The sequence below is a fragment of the Yersinia sp. 2553 StPb PI genome, from assembly GCF_052217105.1.
In the GTDB taxonomy this organism is placed as follows: Bacteria; Pseudomonadota; Gammaproteobacteria; order Enterobacterales; family Enterobacteriaceae; genus Yersinia; species Yersinia enterocolitica_E.
Genome location: NZ_JAZGPX010000002.1, coordinates 2766861 through 2785230 on the forward strand (window position 1 = coordinate 2766861; position 18370 = coordinate 2785230).

Sequence of the window (18370 nt, forward strand, 5' to 3'; positions counted from 1 at the left end):
CCTGTAACCCAAAGATCTTATGCCAAGCCAAATCACCGACTCTCCGCCAGCTACCCGGTCAACCGCCACCTTTACGGAGGGCATTACCGATAGCCTGCCTATCGTTATCGGCTATTTACCCGTCGCCTTCGCCTTTGGTCTGAGTTCGGTAAAACTGGGTTTTACCCCGCTGGAAGGTATTTTCTTCTCTTGCATCATTTATGCCGGTGCCAGCCAATTCGTTATTACCGCCCTGCTCAGCGCCGGGATGTCATTATGGGTTTCCGCCTTAACCGTGATGGCAATGGATATCCGTCATATCTTGTATGGACCGGCACTCAAACACCGTATTCTGACCAAATTATCCGGTAAAAAAACCGCGCTGTGGGTATTTGGTTTGACCGATGAAGTGTTTGCTGCTGCCACCACCAAGTTAATGAAAGAAGAGCGACGCTGGAGCGAAAACTGGATGCTCGGTATCGCGTTTACCTCTTGGCTATCTTGGGTGGCAGGTACCGCAATCGGTGCCATGTTTGGCAATGGCCCGTTGGAGAATTATCCCGCTATTGAGGCCTCCCTCTCCTTTATGTTACCGGCGTTGTTCTTGAGCTTTCTGCTGGCCTCATTTAAACGCCAATACAGCCTAACCGTTATCGCCTCGCTGAGTGGCGCATTGCTCGGCGCCGTGTTGTTCTCTATTCCGGTGGCGATTTTGGCCGGAATTGGCGCAGGGTGCCTGGCCGCCCTGCTGCAACCCACACCAGAAGTGGTGACCGAACACAGTGAAAATAACGAGCAGGAGCCGACACCATGAATTCAGATGTCCTGATTATTGGGTTAGTGGTGGGGACAGTAAATTACCTGTTTCGTTATTTGCCACTGCGCCTGGGACCAGCACGTAAACAAGCGGGTCTGCAACGAGGCAGAGTTTCACTGCTGTTGGACAGCATTGGGATTGCTTCTATCTGTGCGTTATTGGTGGTTTCCAGTACACCAGAAATTATGCATAACCCGCAGAAACTCATGCCGACACTGATTGGCTTTCTGGTTATCTGTGGCTGCTTTTATAAAACCAACAGTATTATCTTCGCCACGTTATTTGGCGCGATCAGCTATGGACTGACATTCAAATTGCTCATGATTTTGGGATAAGAGATTGCCTGAATTGTGAGCTAAAACACAATAACCTTACAATTAGTGATACTAATTACTACAAACAGTGACTGAATAACACGAATTGCTAAATTTTTCTCGAATTATACCGTTTACATTATTAGTCACTATCGTTACTGTACCATTTGAAATTAATGAGGCTCATTATAATGGAAAGTTCGTTTAGTCCTATAGAACAGATGCTTAATTTTCGTGCCAAACGCCAGAAAGATTTCCCTTATCAGGAAATTCTACTGACACGCTTGTGTATGCATATGCACAGTAAGTTGCTAGAAAATCGCAACAAGATGCTGAAAGCACAAGGAATTAACGAAACCTTATTTATGGCATTAATTACGCTGGATGCGCAGGAAAGTCGCAGTATCCAACCGTCTGAACTGAGTGCGGCACTGGGTTCTTCGCGCACCAATGCGACCCGCATTGCTGACGAACTGGAAAAGAAAGGTTGGATTGAGCGCCGCGAAAGCCACAATGACCGCCGTTGTTTGCATTTGCATCTGACCGAGGCGGGCGTTGAGTTTTTGAATCAGCTGCTGCCCCCACAACATAAATGTCTGCATTTTCTTTGGTCAACCCTAGACGCTGACGAACAGCAACAGCTTGAAACGCTGACGCGCAAGTTACTGTCTCGTTTAGATCAAATGGAAGTACCGGAGCAGTAATTCCAATATATCTATCCAGGCGCATTACTTGATCCAAGTAAACAACTATGCGATCCCCACATAGCTGGAGACTCACGCCTTTGTTCGCCATTTTTTAAGGGCTGAACTGACGATTGATTTACTCGGCTAATACCCGGATATTGCAGCCCAACGTCCGTTATAAAACTGGGATTATCGGCAGTGATGAGCTGTTGGTAACCGAATCACAATATCTACAACAGCAACAATCGGAACTTAGCGCCAGCAACCATTTATTGCAGGCCAAGATTAGTTTGATCCGTTCATTGGGTGGTGGTCATCAGGCCCCGGTCAATGAGGGTTCACAAAATAAAACAATATAAAATGTGGGGAAGACCATGAGTACAAGCGCGGAAGCTCAAATCCCGCAACAACCGCAGAACAAGAAGAAGCAACGTAAACGCATACTTCTTCTCCTGACGGTTATTTTTATCATCCTTGGCGTGGCCTATTTTATTTATTGGTTCTTGGTGTTACGTCATCATCAAGAGACTGATAATGCTTATATTTCAGGCAACCAGATACAGATCATGTCGCAGGTTCCCGGCAGCGTAGTCAGTGTCAATTTCGAAAATACAGATTTTGTTAAAAGTGGCGATGTACTGCTGGCTCTTGACCCAACTGATGCCGAACAGGCGTTTGAGCAGGCAAAAACCGCACTGGCTAACAGTGTGCGTCAAACCCACCAGCTCATGATTAACAGTAAGCAGTATCAGGCGAATATTGCCCTGAAAAAAACTGAACTGAGTAAATCACAAAATGACCTACAACGCCGTGTGGTGCTCGGTTCGGCTAATGTCATTGGCCGTGAAGAGCTGCAACACGCCCGTGATGCCGTCGATGCCGCACAGGCTTCGCTGGATGTTGCGATTGCACAATACAATGCCAATCAGGCATTGGTTTTAAATACCCCATTAGAAAAACAACCGGCTGTCGAGCAGGCTGCGGCCAAGTTACGTGATGCCTGGCTCTCCTTGCAACGGACCAAAGTTGTCAGCCCGGTAGACGGTTTTGTTTCACGCCGCAGTGTGCAAGTGGGTGCTGAAATTGCCAATGGCGCGCCATTAATGGCAGTTATCCCGGCAAACCAGATGTGGGTTGACGCTAACTTTAAAGAGACACAGTTAGCGAATATGCGCATTGGCCAAAGCGCCACAGTCATAACTGATTTCTATGGTGATGACGTGGTTTATCAGGGGAAAGTGGTTGGTCTGGACATGGGGACCGGCAGCGCCTTCTCACTGTTACCGGCGCAAAATGCCACCGGTAACTGGATTAAAGTGGTTCAGCGCCTGCCAGTCCGTATCGAACTGGATAACAAACAACTGGCTGAACATCCGCTGCGTATTGGCCTGTCTACCACGGTTAGAGTGGATACCGCCAATACCGACGGCCAAGTGCTGGCACAAAATGTGCGTAAAGAACCTGCATTTGTAACTAACGCGCTGTCACTGGATTTAGCACCGGTTAATCAAATGATTAGCGACATTGTTCATGCGAATGCGGGTTAATGTTGATGCAAATGCAAGTTAAGCGCGCCGGAGGCCTCTGTGGCACAAAAACCGCTTGAGGGTGCCCAACTCGCCTGGATGACGGTCGCGCTATCATTAGCAACCTTCATGCAGGTGTTGGACTCCACCATTGCAAACGTGGCTATTCCTACTATTGCCGGTGATTTAGGCTCATCCAATTCGCAAGGCACTTGGGTTATTACTTCGTTCGGGGTGGCAAATGCTATTTCGATCCCCATCACCGGCTGGCTGGCCAAGCGCATTGGTGAAGTGCGCCTGTTCCTGTGGGCAACCGGACTATTTGCTCTGGCTTCATGGTTGTGTGGTATTTCCAACAGCCTGGGGATGCTTATCTTCTTCCGGGTGATTCAGGGATTGGTCGCAGGGCCATTGATTCCGCTATCGCAAAGCCTGTTACTGAATAATTATCCGCCAGCGAAGCGAAGTATGGCCTTGGCATTGTGGTCGATGACAATTGTCGTGGCCCCGATATTTGGGCCGATCCTCGGCGGTTATATCAGCGATAACTATCACTGGGGCTGGATCTTCTTTATCAACATCCCTATCGGGCTGGTGGTTATTCTGGTCGCAGGCAGTACCTTAAAAGGGCGTGAGACCAAAACTGAAATCAAACCCATTGATACGGTGGGGCTGGTGCTATTGGTGGTTGGGATCGGCGCGTTACAAATCATGCTTGACCAAGGTAAGGAGCTGGATTGGTTTAACTCGACCGAGATTATCGTCCTGACGGTCATTGCCGTGATTGCCATTACCTTCTTGATAGTCTGGGAACTAACCGACGACCACCCAGTGATTGATCTCTCGTTATTCAAATCGAGAAACTTTACCATTGGTTGCTTGTGTATCAGCCTGGCCTATATGTTGTACTTTGGCGCTATTGTCTTGCTGCCACAACTACTACAGGAGGTATATGGCTACACCGCCACCTGGGCTGGCTTGGCATCTGCGCCGGTAGGCATATTGCCGGTGCTGTTATCACCGATCATTGGCCGCTTCTCTCATCGAATTGATATGCGACAGTTAGTCACCTTCAGCTTCATTATGTATGCGGTATGTTTCTACTGGCGGGCTTACACATTCGAACCGGGAATGGATTTTGGTGCATCGGCGTGGCCACAATTTGTGCAAGGCTTTGCTATTGCCTGCTTCTTTATGCCACTGACCGCCATTACGTTATCTGGCTTGCCGCCAGAGCGCATGGCCGCAGCATCCAGTTTGTCTAACTTCCTGCGAACCTTGGCGGGATCGATTGGTACCTCCATCACCACGACGCTCTGGACGCAAAGAGAATCGATGCACCATTCGCAACTGACCGAGTTTGTTAACCCGTTCAACCCGAATGCGACATTGATGTATCAGGAGTTGGAAAAACTGGGGATGAATCAGCAACAAGCCTCGGCTTATCTGGCACGGGAAATTACCAATCAGGGGCTGATTATCTCAGCAAATGAGATCTTCTGGCTCTCGGCGGGGGTATTCCTGCTGCTGCTGGCGCTGGTGTGGTTTGCCAAGCCACCCTTTACCTCCGGTGGCGGCGGCGGTGCGCACTAGCGGCTAACGCTGAGCAACAAAAAGGGCACTGACTTATCATCAGCGCCCTTTTTTATTTTTCTAGCTCAATGATATACCCAAAGTCATTGGAGTTGCAGGTAGGCAGCAAGCAATGCCGCTAACAACCCTGCTGCTGCAAGGACCAGGGTATTATTGGGCGCTATTCTGACGCCACCACTCCGACAGCAAAATACCGGTTGCCACTGACACATTCAGGCTTTCTACCCGGCCAGTACCGCCGATAGACACACTCATATCGCCCTGCTGCCAGGCACTGTCGGTCAGGCCATCACTCTCTTGACCTAATACCAGCACCATTTTGGCAGGCAGTTCAGCTTTTGACAGACTGACACCTTTATGACTCGATGTGGTCACGATGGTGTAACCGGCTTTACGGAAGGTATCCAATACCGAGAGGAAATCGTCTGCATTGATAGCCTTGATATGCTCCGCACCACCTTCAGCCGTACGCACTGCAGCACCCGATTCCAGCATCGCCGGATCTTGCAACAACACGCCGTTAATACCGAAATGCGCACAGGTCCGCATAATGCCGCCGAGGTTATGTGGGTTACCCACATCTTCCAGCGCCAGTACACAATCTTTAGCCTGAGTCTGCTGTTGCAGATAGGTTTCTGCATCCAGACCCTGACGTTTCTTGATAAGGAAGCACACACCACCATGGTGTTCAGTGCCAGAAGCCTTCGCCAGCTCCTCTTCTTCAACCACATGATAAGCCTTGCGGTTAGCCGCCATCCATTTCAACGCTTCGCGAAAACGAGGGGTAACTGACTGCACAAACCAGGCGCGGACGATAGCGTCTGGGCGGCTTTCAAACAATGCCTTACAAGCATTCTCACCATAAACACGTGTTTCTTCAGCCCGCTGACGGCGCAATTGCGCCGGATCTACATGACTTTTACCGCTGATGCCACCATGATCAAACTCTGGCTCTTCTGATGGCGCACGGGATACCGTTTTCCACGGTGAATCGTAAGGGCCATTGCCTTCAGAACGTGCCGGGCGGCTAGGACTCACGCGTTCATTACGGCCGGAATCATTACGACGTGAATCATTATTACGCGATGAACTGCCCCGACTCGCATTGTCACCTGGACGACCTTTGCTTGCCGGACGCTGGTTTTTACTACGGTTATTGTTGTTACGGTCGTCACTGCTGCTTTCGTCACTGCGGACGTACATCACTTTAACTTTGCCGTTTTTGCCACTAAATGAATCGTTCATTGTCTTCTCCACCAACGCGCAGGGCGCGAAGATTACCTGATGTCCGCCCGGTTAGCCATAAGCAAGCGCTAAAAGCTAGCAACTATCGTATTCATCGAATAAACCTTTTTGGCACTTATCCCATTTATCTCCATAATAGATAACAACAAGGAAACAAGTCAGCGATGTTTTCTCTTCTATCTATTGAGACACTAAATAAAGGCTAATTTATGAATACGGTATGTACAGCTTGTATGGCGACTAACCGCCTACCGGAAGAACGTATTGATGACGGCGCTAAATGTGGGCGCTGCGGCCACTCTTTATTTGATGGCGAGGTGATTAACGCCACCACTGAAACGCTGGATAAATTGCTGCAAGATGACCTGCCGGTGGTCATCGACTTCTGGGCTCCGTGGTGCGGGCCTTGCCGCAGCTTCGCGCCTATCTTTGAAGATGTTGCCGCAGAACGCGCCGGAAAAGTCCGTTTCGTCAAAGTTAACACCGAAGCCGAACCCGAGCTTAGTACCCGTTTCCGTATCCGCAGCATTCCTACTATTATGCTGTACCGCAACGGTAAAATGGTCGACATGCTCAGTGGCGCATTGCCAAAAGCGCCTTTTGATCATTGGCTAGATGAGCAATTATCAGTAGAGCCAGCCGCCCGATAAGCTAGTTTAACTCATTTATCGCGTCTCGGCGCAACGTAGTCGCCCGGTGAGATTGATGCCCTGACAGTTTGTTGTCGGGGCATTGTTTTTTTGTTTTATGGTATGACTAAGCGTATGGGTTGATTAGAATAGCGCTATTTCATCAGGAGTCCGTCGTGACTGAAATATTGATCACTGACCATGCTTTATTAGATACGATCCTCACGACGGAAAATGCCGTACTGCGTTTACGCCGGCAGCGTTTAGCCGCATCCACGCGCGCCTATCGTGCCCGTGGCTGTCGCGCAATACGTTGTCAGGGCTGCCTGTTGGCAGAGCGTTTTTGTTTGTGCGATACCATAAAACCGCAGCCAGCCGCCAGCCGCTTTTGCCTGATTATGTTTGATACCGAACCCCTAAAACCCAGCAATACCGGCCGCTTGATCGCAGATATTCTACCCGACACCCAAGCCTTTCTCTGGGCGCGCACTGAAGTTGACCCTGCATTGCTGGCGGCCATTGGCGACCCTGCGCGTCAGCCATATGTCGTATTCCCAGAAAAATACGCTGAACCGCCACGGCAGATACTTAATCACTTGCCCATTAGCGATAAGCCTCCGCTATTTATACTGCTGGACGGCACCTGGAACGAAGCCAAAAAGATGTTCCGCAAAAGTCCCTATCTGGCTGACCTGCCGATGCTGTCACTCAATGTCACTAATAGCTCGGATTATCTGTTACGCGAAGCCCCACGCCCAGAGCAACACTGCACGGTCGAAGTCGCCGCTGCTCTGCTACAACAAGCGGGTGATATTCAGGCCGCAGACCAATTAACGGCCCATTTCCTCTATTTCCGCCAGCAATATTTAGCGGGAAAACCTCACCATCCAGTGGGGCGAGTCACAGCAACTGTCGAAGAAAGCACATAAAATCAGATAAGCTGTCTTTAACTTATACCCAATAGATTTCAGGGCGCAGAAAGGCGGCGAATCGTTCTGGAACCAGTTTGAACAGTATTGATGCGAGCCCGCAGGCTGAGTGAGCGCAGCCAACACACCTGCAACTTGAAAGATAACGGGGATAAACGATGAGCCAACGTGGATTAGAAGCACTACTACGCCCGAAGTCTATTGCGGTTATCGGCGCTTCTGAAAAACCGGATCGCGCCGGTTTCCTGATGATGCGTAATTTGCTGGATGGCGGCTTCAATGGCCCTATTCTACCGGTGACCCCAACCCATAAAGCAGTATGTGGTGTATTGGCTTACGCAGATATCGCTAGCCTGCCGATTACGCCCGATCTGGCGATTTTGTGTACTCATGACAGCCGCAATTTGGCCCTGTTGGAAGATCTCGGCATCCGTGGCTGTAAAGCAGTCATCATTCTGTCTGCCGCAACCGAACAGTTCCCAGAGCTGAAAGCCTGCGCGCAACGCCATCATATGCGCTTACTTGGCCCCAACAGCCTGGGTTTGCTGGCTCCGTGGCAAGGGTTAAATGCCAGTTTCTCACCCGTTCCCATCAAGAAAGGGCGGCTGGCATTTATCTCTCAATCAGCCGCGGTAGCCAACACCATTCTCGACTGGGCGCAGCAGCGGGAAGTTGGCTTCTCGTATTTTATTGCGCTGGGTGACAGCCTGGATATTGATGTCGATGACTTACTCGATTTCCTGGCCAGAGATGGCAAAACCAGTGCCATTATGCTGTATATCGAACATATCAGTGATGCGCGCCGGTTTTTATCCGCCTCGCGCAGCGCTTCGCGCAATAAACCGATTCTGGTGGTCAAAAGTGGCCGCACACAGCGTGCTCAGCAGTTGCTAAATGGTCAGCAAGGGCTGGACGCGGCTTATGATGCGGCGATTCAGCGGGCAGGCCTGCTGCGGGTGCAGGATACTCACGAGCTATTCTCCGCCGTCGAAACACTCAGCCACATGCACCCACTACGGGGTGAACGGTTATTGATCGTCAGCAATGGTTCCGCCCCGGCGGCCATGGCGCTGGATGAGCTGATCAGCCGTAATGGCAAGTTGGCAACACTGTCTGATACCACTCAATCGGCGCTGAGTGCCGTGCTACCCTCTTTTGTTTCCTTACGTAACCCCATAGACTTGCGCGATGATGCCAGCGCTGAGCGCTATCTGGCAGCGCTTAAACCGCTACTCGACAGTACCGACTACGATGCGCTATTGCTGATTCATTCCCCGAGCGCTGCTGCGCCAGGGAGCAAAACAGCAGAATTACTGATTTCCGCTATCCGTCAGCACCCACGCGGCAAGCGCCTTACTCTGCTCACTAACTGGTGTGGTGAATATTCATCGCAAGATGCACGCCGACTGTTCACCGAAGCCGGGATCCCCACCTATCGCACACCGGAAGGGGCGATTACTGCCTTTATGCATATGGTGGAATATCGCCGTAACCAGAAGCAATTGAAAGAGACACCTGCGCTGCCTGTCGGCCTCACCGCCAACACCGCCCACGTGCATCAGTTGATTCGCCAGGCGCTGGCAGAAGGTGCCACCCAGCTTGATACCCATGAAGTACAACCGATACTTGAAGCTTATGGCCTCAGCACACTGCCAACCTGGATTGCCAGTGATAGCGTAGAAGCGGTGCATATCGCCGAACGATTGGGCTATCCGGTTGCCATCAAACTACGCTCGCCGGATATCCCGCACAAGTCAGAAGTCCAGGGCGTAATGCTGTATCTTCGTACCGCAATTGAAGTACAGCGGGCTGCTGACGATATTCTTGACCGGGTAAGGCGCACTTATCCGCAAGCCCGTATCCACGGGTTGCTGGTGCAAAGTATGGCGAACCGCGCAGGCGCTCAGGAATTGCGAATTGCAGTAGAGCAAGATGCGATTTTCGGCCCGTTGATCATGTTAGGTGAAGGTGGCATCGAATGGCATCATGAAACTCAGGCCGCCGTCGCGCTGCCGCCACTCAATATGGCACTGGCCCGCTACCTGATTATACAAGCGGTCAAAGGCGGCAAAATTCGCAGCCGTGGATCATTACAACCCTTGGACATCCCTGGCTTGAGCCGTTTACTGGTACAAGTCTCTAATCTAATTCTCGATTGCCCCGAAATCAGCCGGTTAGATATTCACCCGGTACTTGCGTCAGGCAGCGAATTCACGCTGTTGGATGTTTCGATGCAACTGGCACCTGTCAGCGGCGATCCGCAGGCACGGTTGGCGATCCGTCCCTATCCACACGAGTTGGAACAAAAGGTCGAACTTAAAGATGGTTCTCACTGTCTGTTCCGCCCAATTTTGCCAGAAGATGAACCACTACTAAAATTGTTTATTGATCAAGTCACTAAAGAAGATCTCTACTATCGCTACTTCAGTGAAATAAATGAATTCAGCCATGATGATTTGGCGAATATGACGCAGATTGACTATGATCGAGAAATGGCATTTGTCGCTGTGCGCCAAAAAAATAATGGCCCTGAAATTATTGGCGTCACGCGCGCATTGTCTGACCCTGACAATATTGACGCCGAGTTTGCCGTGTTGGTGCGCTCAGACCTTAAAGGGCTGGGTCTGGGGCGGGAACTATTAGAAAAGATGATTCAGTATACTCGCAGCCATGGGTTAACACGGTTAACCGCAGTCACCATGCCCAACAACCGTGGCATGATCGGTTTAGCTAAAAAACTCGGTTTTAGTATTGATGTACAGATGGAAGATGGGATCGTTAATCTGGAGCTGACACTTTGATTTCAGTTACATGAATCACCGTGATATATACCACAACCCCAAACGATTCGGTCTTTGGCAGGCAAAACTTGCGCACAATCCGCGAAAGTAGTGGTATTATCGCCCAACTCAATGGATTAGTGTTTTTTAGGATATGGCGGTTCTGCCATCAAATAACAAGAGAAGAAGCGCACTGTGATGTTGTCAAAATTCAAACGTAGTAAACATCAACAACACCTTGCACAACTGCCCAAACTCCCTCAGTCAGTTGATGATGTCCAAACACTTTATTGCCCCAAGGTTTTCCGCTCCACTCTGCTGGATTTAATAGGCCTGGCGACCAAACGTATTTATCTGGTGGCGCTCTACCTGGAGCAGGATGATGCAGGCCGGGACGTAATGAATGCCCTCTATCAGGCTAAGCTTCAGCGCCCAGAACTGGAGATTTGCGTGCTGGTAGACTGGCACCGCGCACAACGTGGGCGTATTGGAGCCGCAGCGGTCAATACCAATGCTGATTGGTACTGTGAAATGGCGGCCAATCATCCGAATGTTTGCGTTCCGATTTACGGTGTTCCAGTCAATACTCGCGAAGCACTTGGCGTGTTGCATCTGAAAGGTTTTATCATTGATGATACTGTGATTTACAGTGGTGCCAGTATCAATGATGTCTACCTCTATCAAAACGATAAGTATCGTTATGACCGATACCAATTAATCACGAACCCATCATTGGCCGAAATTATGGTCGATTACGTGAAACAACGGATGCTAAGTGCAGGAGCGGTGCAACGCTTGGATCGTGCTGATCGGCCGACCAATCCTGAGATTAAAAATGAGACCCGACAGTTTCGCTCGTCACTGCGCGACATCGGCTATCAATTTCCGGCACAAGCGAGTAATGATGAACTAGCCGTCACCCCATTGGTTGGCTTAGGCAAAAAGAGTCAACTGAATAAAACGATTCATCATTTAATGGCCTCCGCTGACGAACGACTCACTATTTGTACACCTTACTTTAATCTGCCAGCACTGTTAGTCCGCAATATCATTTATCTACTGCGTGAAGGCAAACAGGTCGAGATTATTGTTGGTGACAAAACAGCAAATGACTTTTATATTCCAGAAGATCAACCGTTTAAGATTATTGGCGCGTTACCTTACTTATACGAAATCAACCTGCGTCGCTTCCTGAGTCGCTTACAGCGTTTTGTCGATAGCGGGCAATTAATCGTGCGCCTGTGGAAAGATGGCGACAATACTTATCATCTGAAAGGAATGTGGGTTGATAATAATTGGCAGTTGATTACCGGTAATAACCTGAATCCACGCGCATGGCGTTTGGATCTGGAAAATGCCATTTTGATCCACGATCCTAAGCATGAGATGCACGAGCAGCGCGCTAAAGAGCTGGAGTGTATCCGTACTCATACTAAAGTTGTTTCACATTACCTTGAGCTTGAGAATATTCAGCAATATCCAGTCAAGGTTCGCAAATTGATCCGTCGTTTGCGCAGGATCCGTATCGATCGGCTGATTAGCCGCATTCTATAAATATGAAAGCCCGGTTACATGCCGGGTTTTTTGTATCTAGCCAGAGGAGAGACGGCATGTGGTGCCCACCTTATCTTCGCCCATTACTTATCGCCCCACTGTTTTTTCTCAGTTCTGCATGCACGCATATGGCTAATGATAATTGGACTGGGAAAGATAAGGCACAACATTTCTTTGCCTCCGCCGTTTTAGCCGCCGCTGGCACTGCCTATGGTGAACATCAAAATTGGTCCGATGCCAAGAGCCGTAATTTTGGCCTGCTGTTTTCTATCGGGATCGGGGCGGGTAAGGAGTTATATGATAGTCGTCAAGGTGGGACTGGCTGGAGCTGGAAGGATTTTGCCTGGGACGTCGCCGGTGCAATGACAGGTTACAGCCTTTATCAAGCGGCAAACTGACCCCACTACAGCAATAAACACGCTATTCCTACGATAAAACCTTACTTACCTGGTTCAAATCCTCACAGCTAAATCCATAAACAAAAAAAGCCACCTATCAAGGTAGCCTTTTGTTTTATTCATCGCTGTGACGGCCGGATTTGACTCACCTGCCCCTGCAATATTTGACTCGTCTGACTATGAGCCCTGCGACGCAACCACTCTAAGGTCACTATTTATACCTATTTCACTATTCTGCCCATAGCAAAAACCCCACGCTTTTGGCATGGGGTCTCGGCTTTATTTGATGCCTGGCAGTATACGAATGGCATTCCTACCATTCGCCCTTCGGGCCGTTGCAGCAACGTTAAAATCGCTCCTGACGCTTTTTTCCTACAATATTCGTCTCATCTTGAGGATGAGTCTCCCCCCTCCGGGGCCAGCGCAAGCGCTGTTCAAACTGCATTCGCAGTTTGTCGCATATCATGCTCAAGTCGAACCTGCACAACAGACAAACAAAAAAGGCCACCCGTTAGGGTAGCCTCTTTTGCTTATTTGATGCCTGGCAGTGTCCTACTCTCGCATGGGGAGACCCCACACTACCATCGGCGCTACGGCGTTTCACTTCTGAGTTCGGCATGGGATCAGGTGGGACCACCGCGCTATGGCCGCCAGGCAAATTCTGTCTAAACTAAACCCGCTATATGTCTCCACACAGCCAGCCAGCCCAATCTCGGAACTTCGCTGAAAATTTCTATCTCTCAAATCTAAAACACCTTTGGTGTTGTAAGGTTAAGCCTCACGGATCATTAGTACTGGTTAGCTCAATGCATCGCTGCACTTACACACCCAGCCTATCAACGTCATAGTCTTTAACGTTCCTTCAGGGGGCTTAAAGCCCCAGGGAAGACTCATCTCGAGGCAAGTTTCCCGCTTAGATGCTTTCAGCGGTTATCTCTTCCGAATTTAGCTACCGGGCAATGCCATTGGCATGACAACCCGAACACCAGTGATTCGTCCACTCCGGTCCTCTCGTACTAGGAGCAGCCCCTCTCAATCTTCCAACGCCCACGGCAGATAGGGACCGAACTGTCTCACGACGTTCTAAACCCAGCTCGCGTACCACTTTAAATGGCGAACAGCCATACCCTTGGGACCTACTTCAGCCCCAGGATGTGATGAGCCGACATCGAGGTGCCAAACACCGCCGTCGATATGAACTCTTGGGCGGTATCAGCCTGTTATCCCCGGAGTACCTTTTATCCGTTGAGCGATGGCCCTTCCATTCAGAACCACCGGATCACTAAGACCTACTTTCGTACCTGCTCGAGCCGTCACTCTCGCAGTCAAGCTAGCTTATGCCTTTGCACTAACCTCACGATGTCCGACCGTGATTAGCTAACCTTCGTGCTCCTCCGTTACTCTTTGGGAGGAGACCGCCCCAGTCAAACTACCCACCAGACACTGTCCTCACCCCGGATCACGGGGCCGAGTTAGAACATCAAACATTAAAGGGTGGTATTTCAAGGTTGGCTCCATGCAGACTGGCGTCCACACTTCGATGCCTCCCACCTATCCTACACATCAAGGCTCAATGTTCAGTGTCAAGCTATAGTAAAGGTTCACGGGGTCTTTCCGTCTTGCCGCGGGTACACTGCATCTTCACAGCGAGTTCAATTTCACTGAGTCTCGGGTGGAGACAGCCTGGCCATCATTACGCCATTCGTGCAGGTCGGAACTTACCCGACAAGGAATTTCGCTACCTTAGGACCGTTATAGTTACGGCCGCCGTTTACTGGGGCTTCGATCAAGAGCTTCGCCTTGCGGCTGACCCCATCAATTAACCTTCCAGCACCGGGCAGGCGTCACACCGTATACGTCCACTTTCGTGTTTGCACAGTGCTGTGTTTTTATTAAACAGTTGCAGCCAGCTGGTATCTGCGACTGGCTTCGGCGCCGGGAGCAAGTCCCATTACCTAATGCCAGCGTGCCTTCTCCCGAAGTTACGGCACCATTTTGCCTAGTTCCTTCACCCGAGTTCTCTCAAGCGCCTGAGTATTCTCTACCTGACCACCTGTGTCGGTTTGGGGTACGATTTAATGTTACCTGATGCTTAGAGGCTTTTCCTGGAAGCTTGGCATCAACTACTTCACCACCGTAGTGGCTCGTCATCACACCTCAGCGTTGATAAGCAACCGGATTTACCAAGTCACTCCGCCTACATGCTTAAACCGGGACAACCGTCGCCCGGCTAGCCTAGCCTTCTCCGTCCCCCCTTCGCAGTAACACCAAGTACAGGAATATTAACCTGTTTCCCATCGACTACGCTTTTCAGCCTCGCCTTAGGGGTCGACTCACCCTGCCCCGATTAACGTTGGACAGGAACCCTTGGTCTTCCGGCGTGCGGGTTTTTCACCCGCATTATCGTTACTTATGTCAGCATTCGCACTTCTGATACCTCCAGCAACCCTCACAGGTCACCTTCAACGGCTTACAGAACGCTCCCCTACCCAACAACGCCTAAGCGTCGCTGCCGCAGCTTCGGTGCATGGTTTAGCCCCGTTACATCTTCCGCGCAGGCCGACTCGACCAGTGAGCTATTACGCTTTCTTTAAATGATGGCTGCTTCTAAGCCAACATCCTGGCTGTCTATGCCTTCCCACATCGTTTCCCACTTAACCATGACTTTGGGACCTTAGCTGGCGGTCTGGGTTGTTTCCCTCTTCACGACGGACGTTAGCACCCGCCGTGTGTCTCCCGTGATAACATTCTTCGGTATTCGGAGTTTGCATCGGTTTGGTAAGTCGGGATGACCCCCTAGCCGAAACAGTGCTCTACCCCCGAAGATGAGTTCACGAGGCGCTACCTAAATAGCTTTCGGGGAGAACCAGCTATCTCCCGGTTTGATTGGCCTTTCACCCCCAGCCACAAGTCATCCGCTAATTTTTCAACATTAGTCGGTTCGGTCCTCCAGTTAGTGTTACCCAACCTTCAACCTGCCCATGGCTAGATCACCGGGTTTCGGGTCTATACCTTGCAACTAGACGCCCAGTTAAGACTCGGTTTCCCTACGGCTCCCCTATTCGGTTAACCTTGCTACAAAATATAAGTCGCTGACCCATTATACAAAAGGTACGCAGTCACCCAACAAAGTAGGCTCCCACTGCTTGTACGTACACGGTTTCAGGTTCTATTTCACTCCCCTCGCCGGGGTTCTTTTCGCCTTTCCCTCACGGTACTGGTTCACTATCGGTCAGTCAGGAGTATTTAGCCTTGGAGGATGGTCCCCCCATATTCAGACAGGATGTCACGTGTCCCGCCCTACTCATCGAGTTCACAGCAAGTGTGTTTTGGTGTACGGGACTATCACCCTGTACCGTGCGACTTTCCAGACGCTTCCACTAACACACAAACTGATTCAGACTCTGGGCTCTTCCCCGTTCGCTCGCCACTACTGGGGGAATCTCGGTTGATTTCTTTTCCTCGGGGTACTTAGATGTTTCAGTTCCCCCGGTTCGCCTTGCATGGCTATGTATTCACCATGCAATAGTGCAACGAATTGCACTGGGTTTCCCCATTCGGGTATCGTCGGTTATAACGCTTCATATCAGCTTACCGACGCTTTTCGCAGATTAGCACGCCCTTCATCGCCTCTGACTGCCTAGGCATCCACCGTGTACGCTTAGTCGCTTAACCTCACAACCCAAAGGTGTTTTTCGTTATTGGTGTGGCTGTGAACACACTCTGCTATTTTGTGCAGTGCGCGCAATCCTCATGAACGTTAAGTTCACTCCGGTTGCTGTGCGCTGTACGCCTTGCTGAGTGTCTTCTCGCTCACACTGCAACAATGATTACCCATTGGCATTGCGATTATTTGAGAGACTCTATTACAGGTTACTCTTTATCTCAGTACATCTACGGAGAGATAAATTTCGGCTGTAATGTTTCAATTTTCAGCTTGTTCCAGATTGTTAAAGAGCAATATCTTAAACACGACTCGTTAAAGTCATCTTTAAGATATTCAGTTGATAATGTCTTTCACACATTATCGGAGTGGCGTCCCCAAGGGGATTCGAACCCCTGTTACAGCCGTGAAAGGGCAGTGTCCTAGGCCTCTAGACGATGGGGACACAAAAATTTCTACTGAATCACTGATTCAGTATTTTTGTGTAAAGGTGAAAATGTGGTGACACATTCGAACGACTGATGCAGTAAAAACTCGATACCGAGGTCTTATTACACAATCATCACCCTCATCAACAGGTGCTCTTGCTCATTTACATTCATCAGACAATCTGTGTGGACACTACGCAATGCGTATCGTTAGGTAAGGAGGTGATCCAACCGCAGGTTCCCCTACGGTTACCTTGTTACGACTTCACCCCAGTCATGAATCACAAAGTGGTAAGCGCCCTCCCGAAGGTTAAGCTACCTACTTCTTTTGCAACCCACTCCCATGGTGTGACGGGCGGTGTGTACAAGGCCCGGGAACGTATTCACCGTAGCATTCTGATCTACGATTACTAGCGATTCCGACTTCATGGAGTCGAGTTGCAGACTCCAATCCGGACTACGACAGACTTTATGTGGTCCGCTTGCTCTCGCGAGTTCGCTTCACTTTGTATCTGCCATTGTAGCACGTGTGTAGCCCTACTCGTAAGGGCCATGATGACTTGACGTCATCCCCACCTTCCTCCGGTTTATCACCGGCAGTCTCCCTTGAGTTCCCACCATTACGTGCTGGCAACAAAGGATAAGGGTTGCGCTCGTTGCGGGACTTAACCCAACATTTCACAACACGAGCTGACGACAGCCATGCAGCACCTGTCTCACAGTTCCCGAAGGCACCGAAGCATCTCTGCTAAGTTCTGTGGATGTCAAGAGTAGGTAAGGTTCTTCGCGTTGCATCGAATTAAACCACATGCTCCACCGCTTGTGCGGGCCCCCGTCAATTCATTTGAGTTTTAACCTTGCGGCCGTACTCCCCAGGCGGTCGACTTAACGCGTTAGCTCCGGAAGCCACGCCTCAAGGGCACAACCTCCAAGTCGACATCGTTTACAGCGTGGACTACCAGGGTATCTAATCCTGTTTGCTCCCCACGCTTTCGCACCTGAGCGTCAGTCTTTGTCCAGGGGGCCGCCTTCGCCACCGGTATTCCTCCAGATCTCTACGCATTTCACCGCTACACCTGGAATTCTACCCCCCTCTACAAGACTCTAGCTTGCCAGTTTCAAATGCAGTTCCCACGTTAAGCGCGGGGATTTCACATCTGACTTAACAAACCGCCTGCGTGCGCTTTACGCCCAGTAATTCCGATTAACGCTTGCACCCTCCGTATTACCGCGGCTGCTGGCACGGAGTTAGCCGGTGCTTCTTCTGCGAGTAACGTCAATCAACCGTGCTATTAACACGATTGCCTTCCTCCTCGCTGAAAGTGCTTTACAACCCGAAGGCCTTCTTCACACACGCGGCATGGCTGCATCAGGCTTGCGCCCATTGTGCAATATTCCCCACTGCTGCCTCCCGTAGGAGTCTGGACCGTGTCTCAGTTCCAGTGTGGCTGGTCATCCTCTCAGACCAGCTAGGGATCGTCGCCTAGGTGAGCCATTACCCCACCTACTAGCTAATCCCATCTGGGCACATCCGATGGCGTGAGGCCCGAAGGTCCCCCACTTTGCTCTTGCGAGGTCATGCGGTATTAGCTACCGTTTCCAGTAGTTATCCCCCTCCATCAGGCAGTTTCCCAGACATTACTCACCCGTCCGCCGCTCGCCGGCAAAGTAGTAAACTACTTCCCGCTGCCGCTCGACTTGCATGTGTTAGGCCTGCCGCCAGCGTTCAATCTGAGCCATGATCAAACTCTTCAATTTAAGATTTGTTTGATTTGCTGCTAATAAAAGCAGCGATGCTCAAAGATTACTTTCTGCAAATATGCATTCG

11 protein-coding genes, 1 tRNA gene, 3 rRNA genes and 1 pseudogene are annotated in these 18370 nt (G+C 50.3%); 11 read left to right on the plus strand and 5 right to left on the minus strand.

Translation table 11 applies throughout. From position 1 onward, the window contains the following. Positions 1-19: 19 nt before the first annotated feature. The 6 genes and pseudogenes from V2A84_RS14250 to emrB all read left to right on the plus strand — a co-directional run bounded on the left by V2A84_RS14250 (position 20) and on the right by emrB (position 4915). Entirely contained in the window at positions 20-793 is a 774-nt protein-coding gene (locus tag V2A84_RS14250; protein ID WP_442848927.1) for an AzlC family ABC transporter permease, read from the plus strand. Further along, on the plus strand, positions 790-1131 hold the full coding sequence (ygaH, locus tag V2A84_RS14255; RefSeq protein WP_083160189.1) for an L-valine transporter subunit YgaH: 342 nt from the start codon (positions 790-792) through the stop codon (positions 1129-1131). Before V2A84_RS14250 ends, ygaH begins: the two co-directional genes overlap by 4 nt. 170 nt (positions 1132-1301) lie before the next feature. After that, positions 1302-1814, plus strand: coding sequence for a transcriptional repressor MprA (gene mprA, locus V2A84_RS14260; RefSeq protein ID WP_083160191.1), 513 nt, complete (start codon positions 1302-1304; stop codon positions 1812-1814). A 149-nt stretch (positions 1815-1963) separates the two neighbouring features. Continuing rightward, positions 1964-2155, plus strand: a pseudogene (locus V2A84_RS14265) (efflux transporter outer membrane subunit); the annotation flags it as partial. A 15-nt stretch (positions 2156-2170) separates the two neighbouring features. Further along, positions 2171-3343, plus strand: coding sequence for a multidrug efflux MFS transporter periplasmic adaptor subunit EmrA (emrA, locus tag V2A84_RS14270; protein ID WP_083160193.1), 1173 nt, complete (start codon positions 2171-2173; stop codon positions 3341-3343). 39 nt (positions 3344-3382) lie between these two features. Continuing rightward, a complete protein-coding gene (gene emrB / locus V2A84_RS14275; RefSeq protein ID WP_083160195.1) occupies positions 3383-4915 on the plus strand; it encodes a multidrug efflux MFS transporter permease subunit EmrB in 1533 nt (510 codons plus the stop codon). A 150-nt stretch (positions 4916-5065) separates the two neighbouring features. Here emrB and V2A84_RS14280 read toward each other — a convergent pair whose 3' ends face one another. Next, a complete protein-coding gene (locus tag V2A84_RS14280; protein WP_083160197.1) occupies positions 5066-6160 on the minus strand; it encodes a tRNA/rRNA methyltransferase in 1095 nt (364 codons plus the stop codon). 209 nt (positions 6161-6369) lie between these two features. On the opposite strand from V2A84_RS14280, the gene trxC reads away from it, so the two are divergent. From trxC to V2A84_RS14305, 5 genes are all read left to right on the plus strand, one after another. Further along, a complete protein-coding gene (gene trxC, locus V2A84_RS14285) occupies positions 6370-6810 on the plus strand; it encodes a thioredoxin TrxC (protein ID WP_372568735.1) in 441 nt (146 codons plus the stop codon). Positions 6811-6965: 155 nt separating this feature from the next. After that, positions 6966-7718 carry a tRNA-uridine aminocarboxypropyltransferase gene (locus V2A84_RS14290; RefSeq protein WP_083160201.1) on the plus strand — a complete coding sequence of 251 codons (753 nt, stop codon included), beginning with the start codon at positions 6966-6968 and terminating at the stop codon, positions 7716-7718. A gap of 158 nt (positions 7719-7876) precedes the next feature. Beyond that, a complete protein-coding gene (locus V2A84_RS14295; protein ID WP_083160203.1) occupies positions 7877-10519 on the plus strand; it encodes a bifunctional acetate--CoA ligase family protein/GNAT family N-acetyltransferase in 2643 nt (880 codons plus the stop codon). Between the two features lie 180 nt (positions 10520-10699). Then, positions 10700-12052, plus strand: a complete 1353-nt coding sequence (gene pssA / locus V2A84_RS14300; RefSeq protein WP_372559835.1) for a CDP-diacylglycerol--serine O-phosphatidyltransferase — start codon at positions 10700-10702, stop codon at positions 12050-12052. Between the two features lie 56 nt (positions 12053-12108). Further along, complete coding sequence (locus V2A84_RS14305) at positions 12109-12450, plus strand: YfiM family lipoprotein (protein WP_083160207.1); 342 nt, start codon at positions 12109-12111, stop codon at positions 12448-12450. 539 nt (positions 12451-12989) lie between these two features. Here V2A84_RS14305 and rrf read toward each other — a convergent pair. The 4 genes from rrf to V2A84_RS14325 form a co-directional block, all read right to left on the minus strand. Beyond that, a 5S ribosomal RNA gene (gene rrf, locus V2A84_RS14310) occupies positions 12990-13105 on the minus strand. 112 nt (positions 13106-13217) lie between these two features. Continuing rightward, positions 13218-16125 (minus strand): 23S ribosomal RNA (locus V2A84_RS14315). Positions 16126-16483: 358 nt separating this feature from the next. Further along, positions 16484-16559, minus strand: a tRNA-Glu gene (locus tag V2A84_RS14320). Positions 16560-16757: 198 nt separating this feature from the next. Continuing rightward, positions 16758-18300, minus strand: a 16S ribosomal RNA gene (locus V2A84_RS14325). The 16S, 23S and 5S rRNA genes sit together here with 1 tRNA gene alongside, the layout of an rRNA operon. Between the last annotated feature and the right edge of the window lie 70 nt (positions 18301-18370).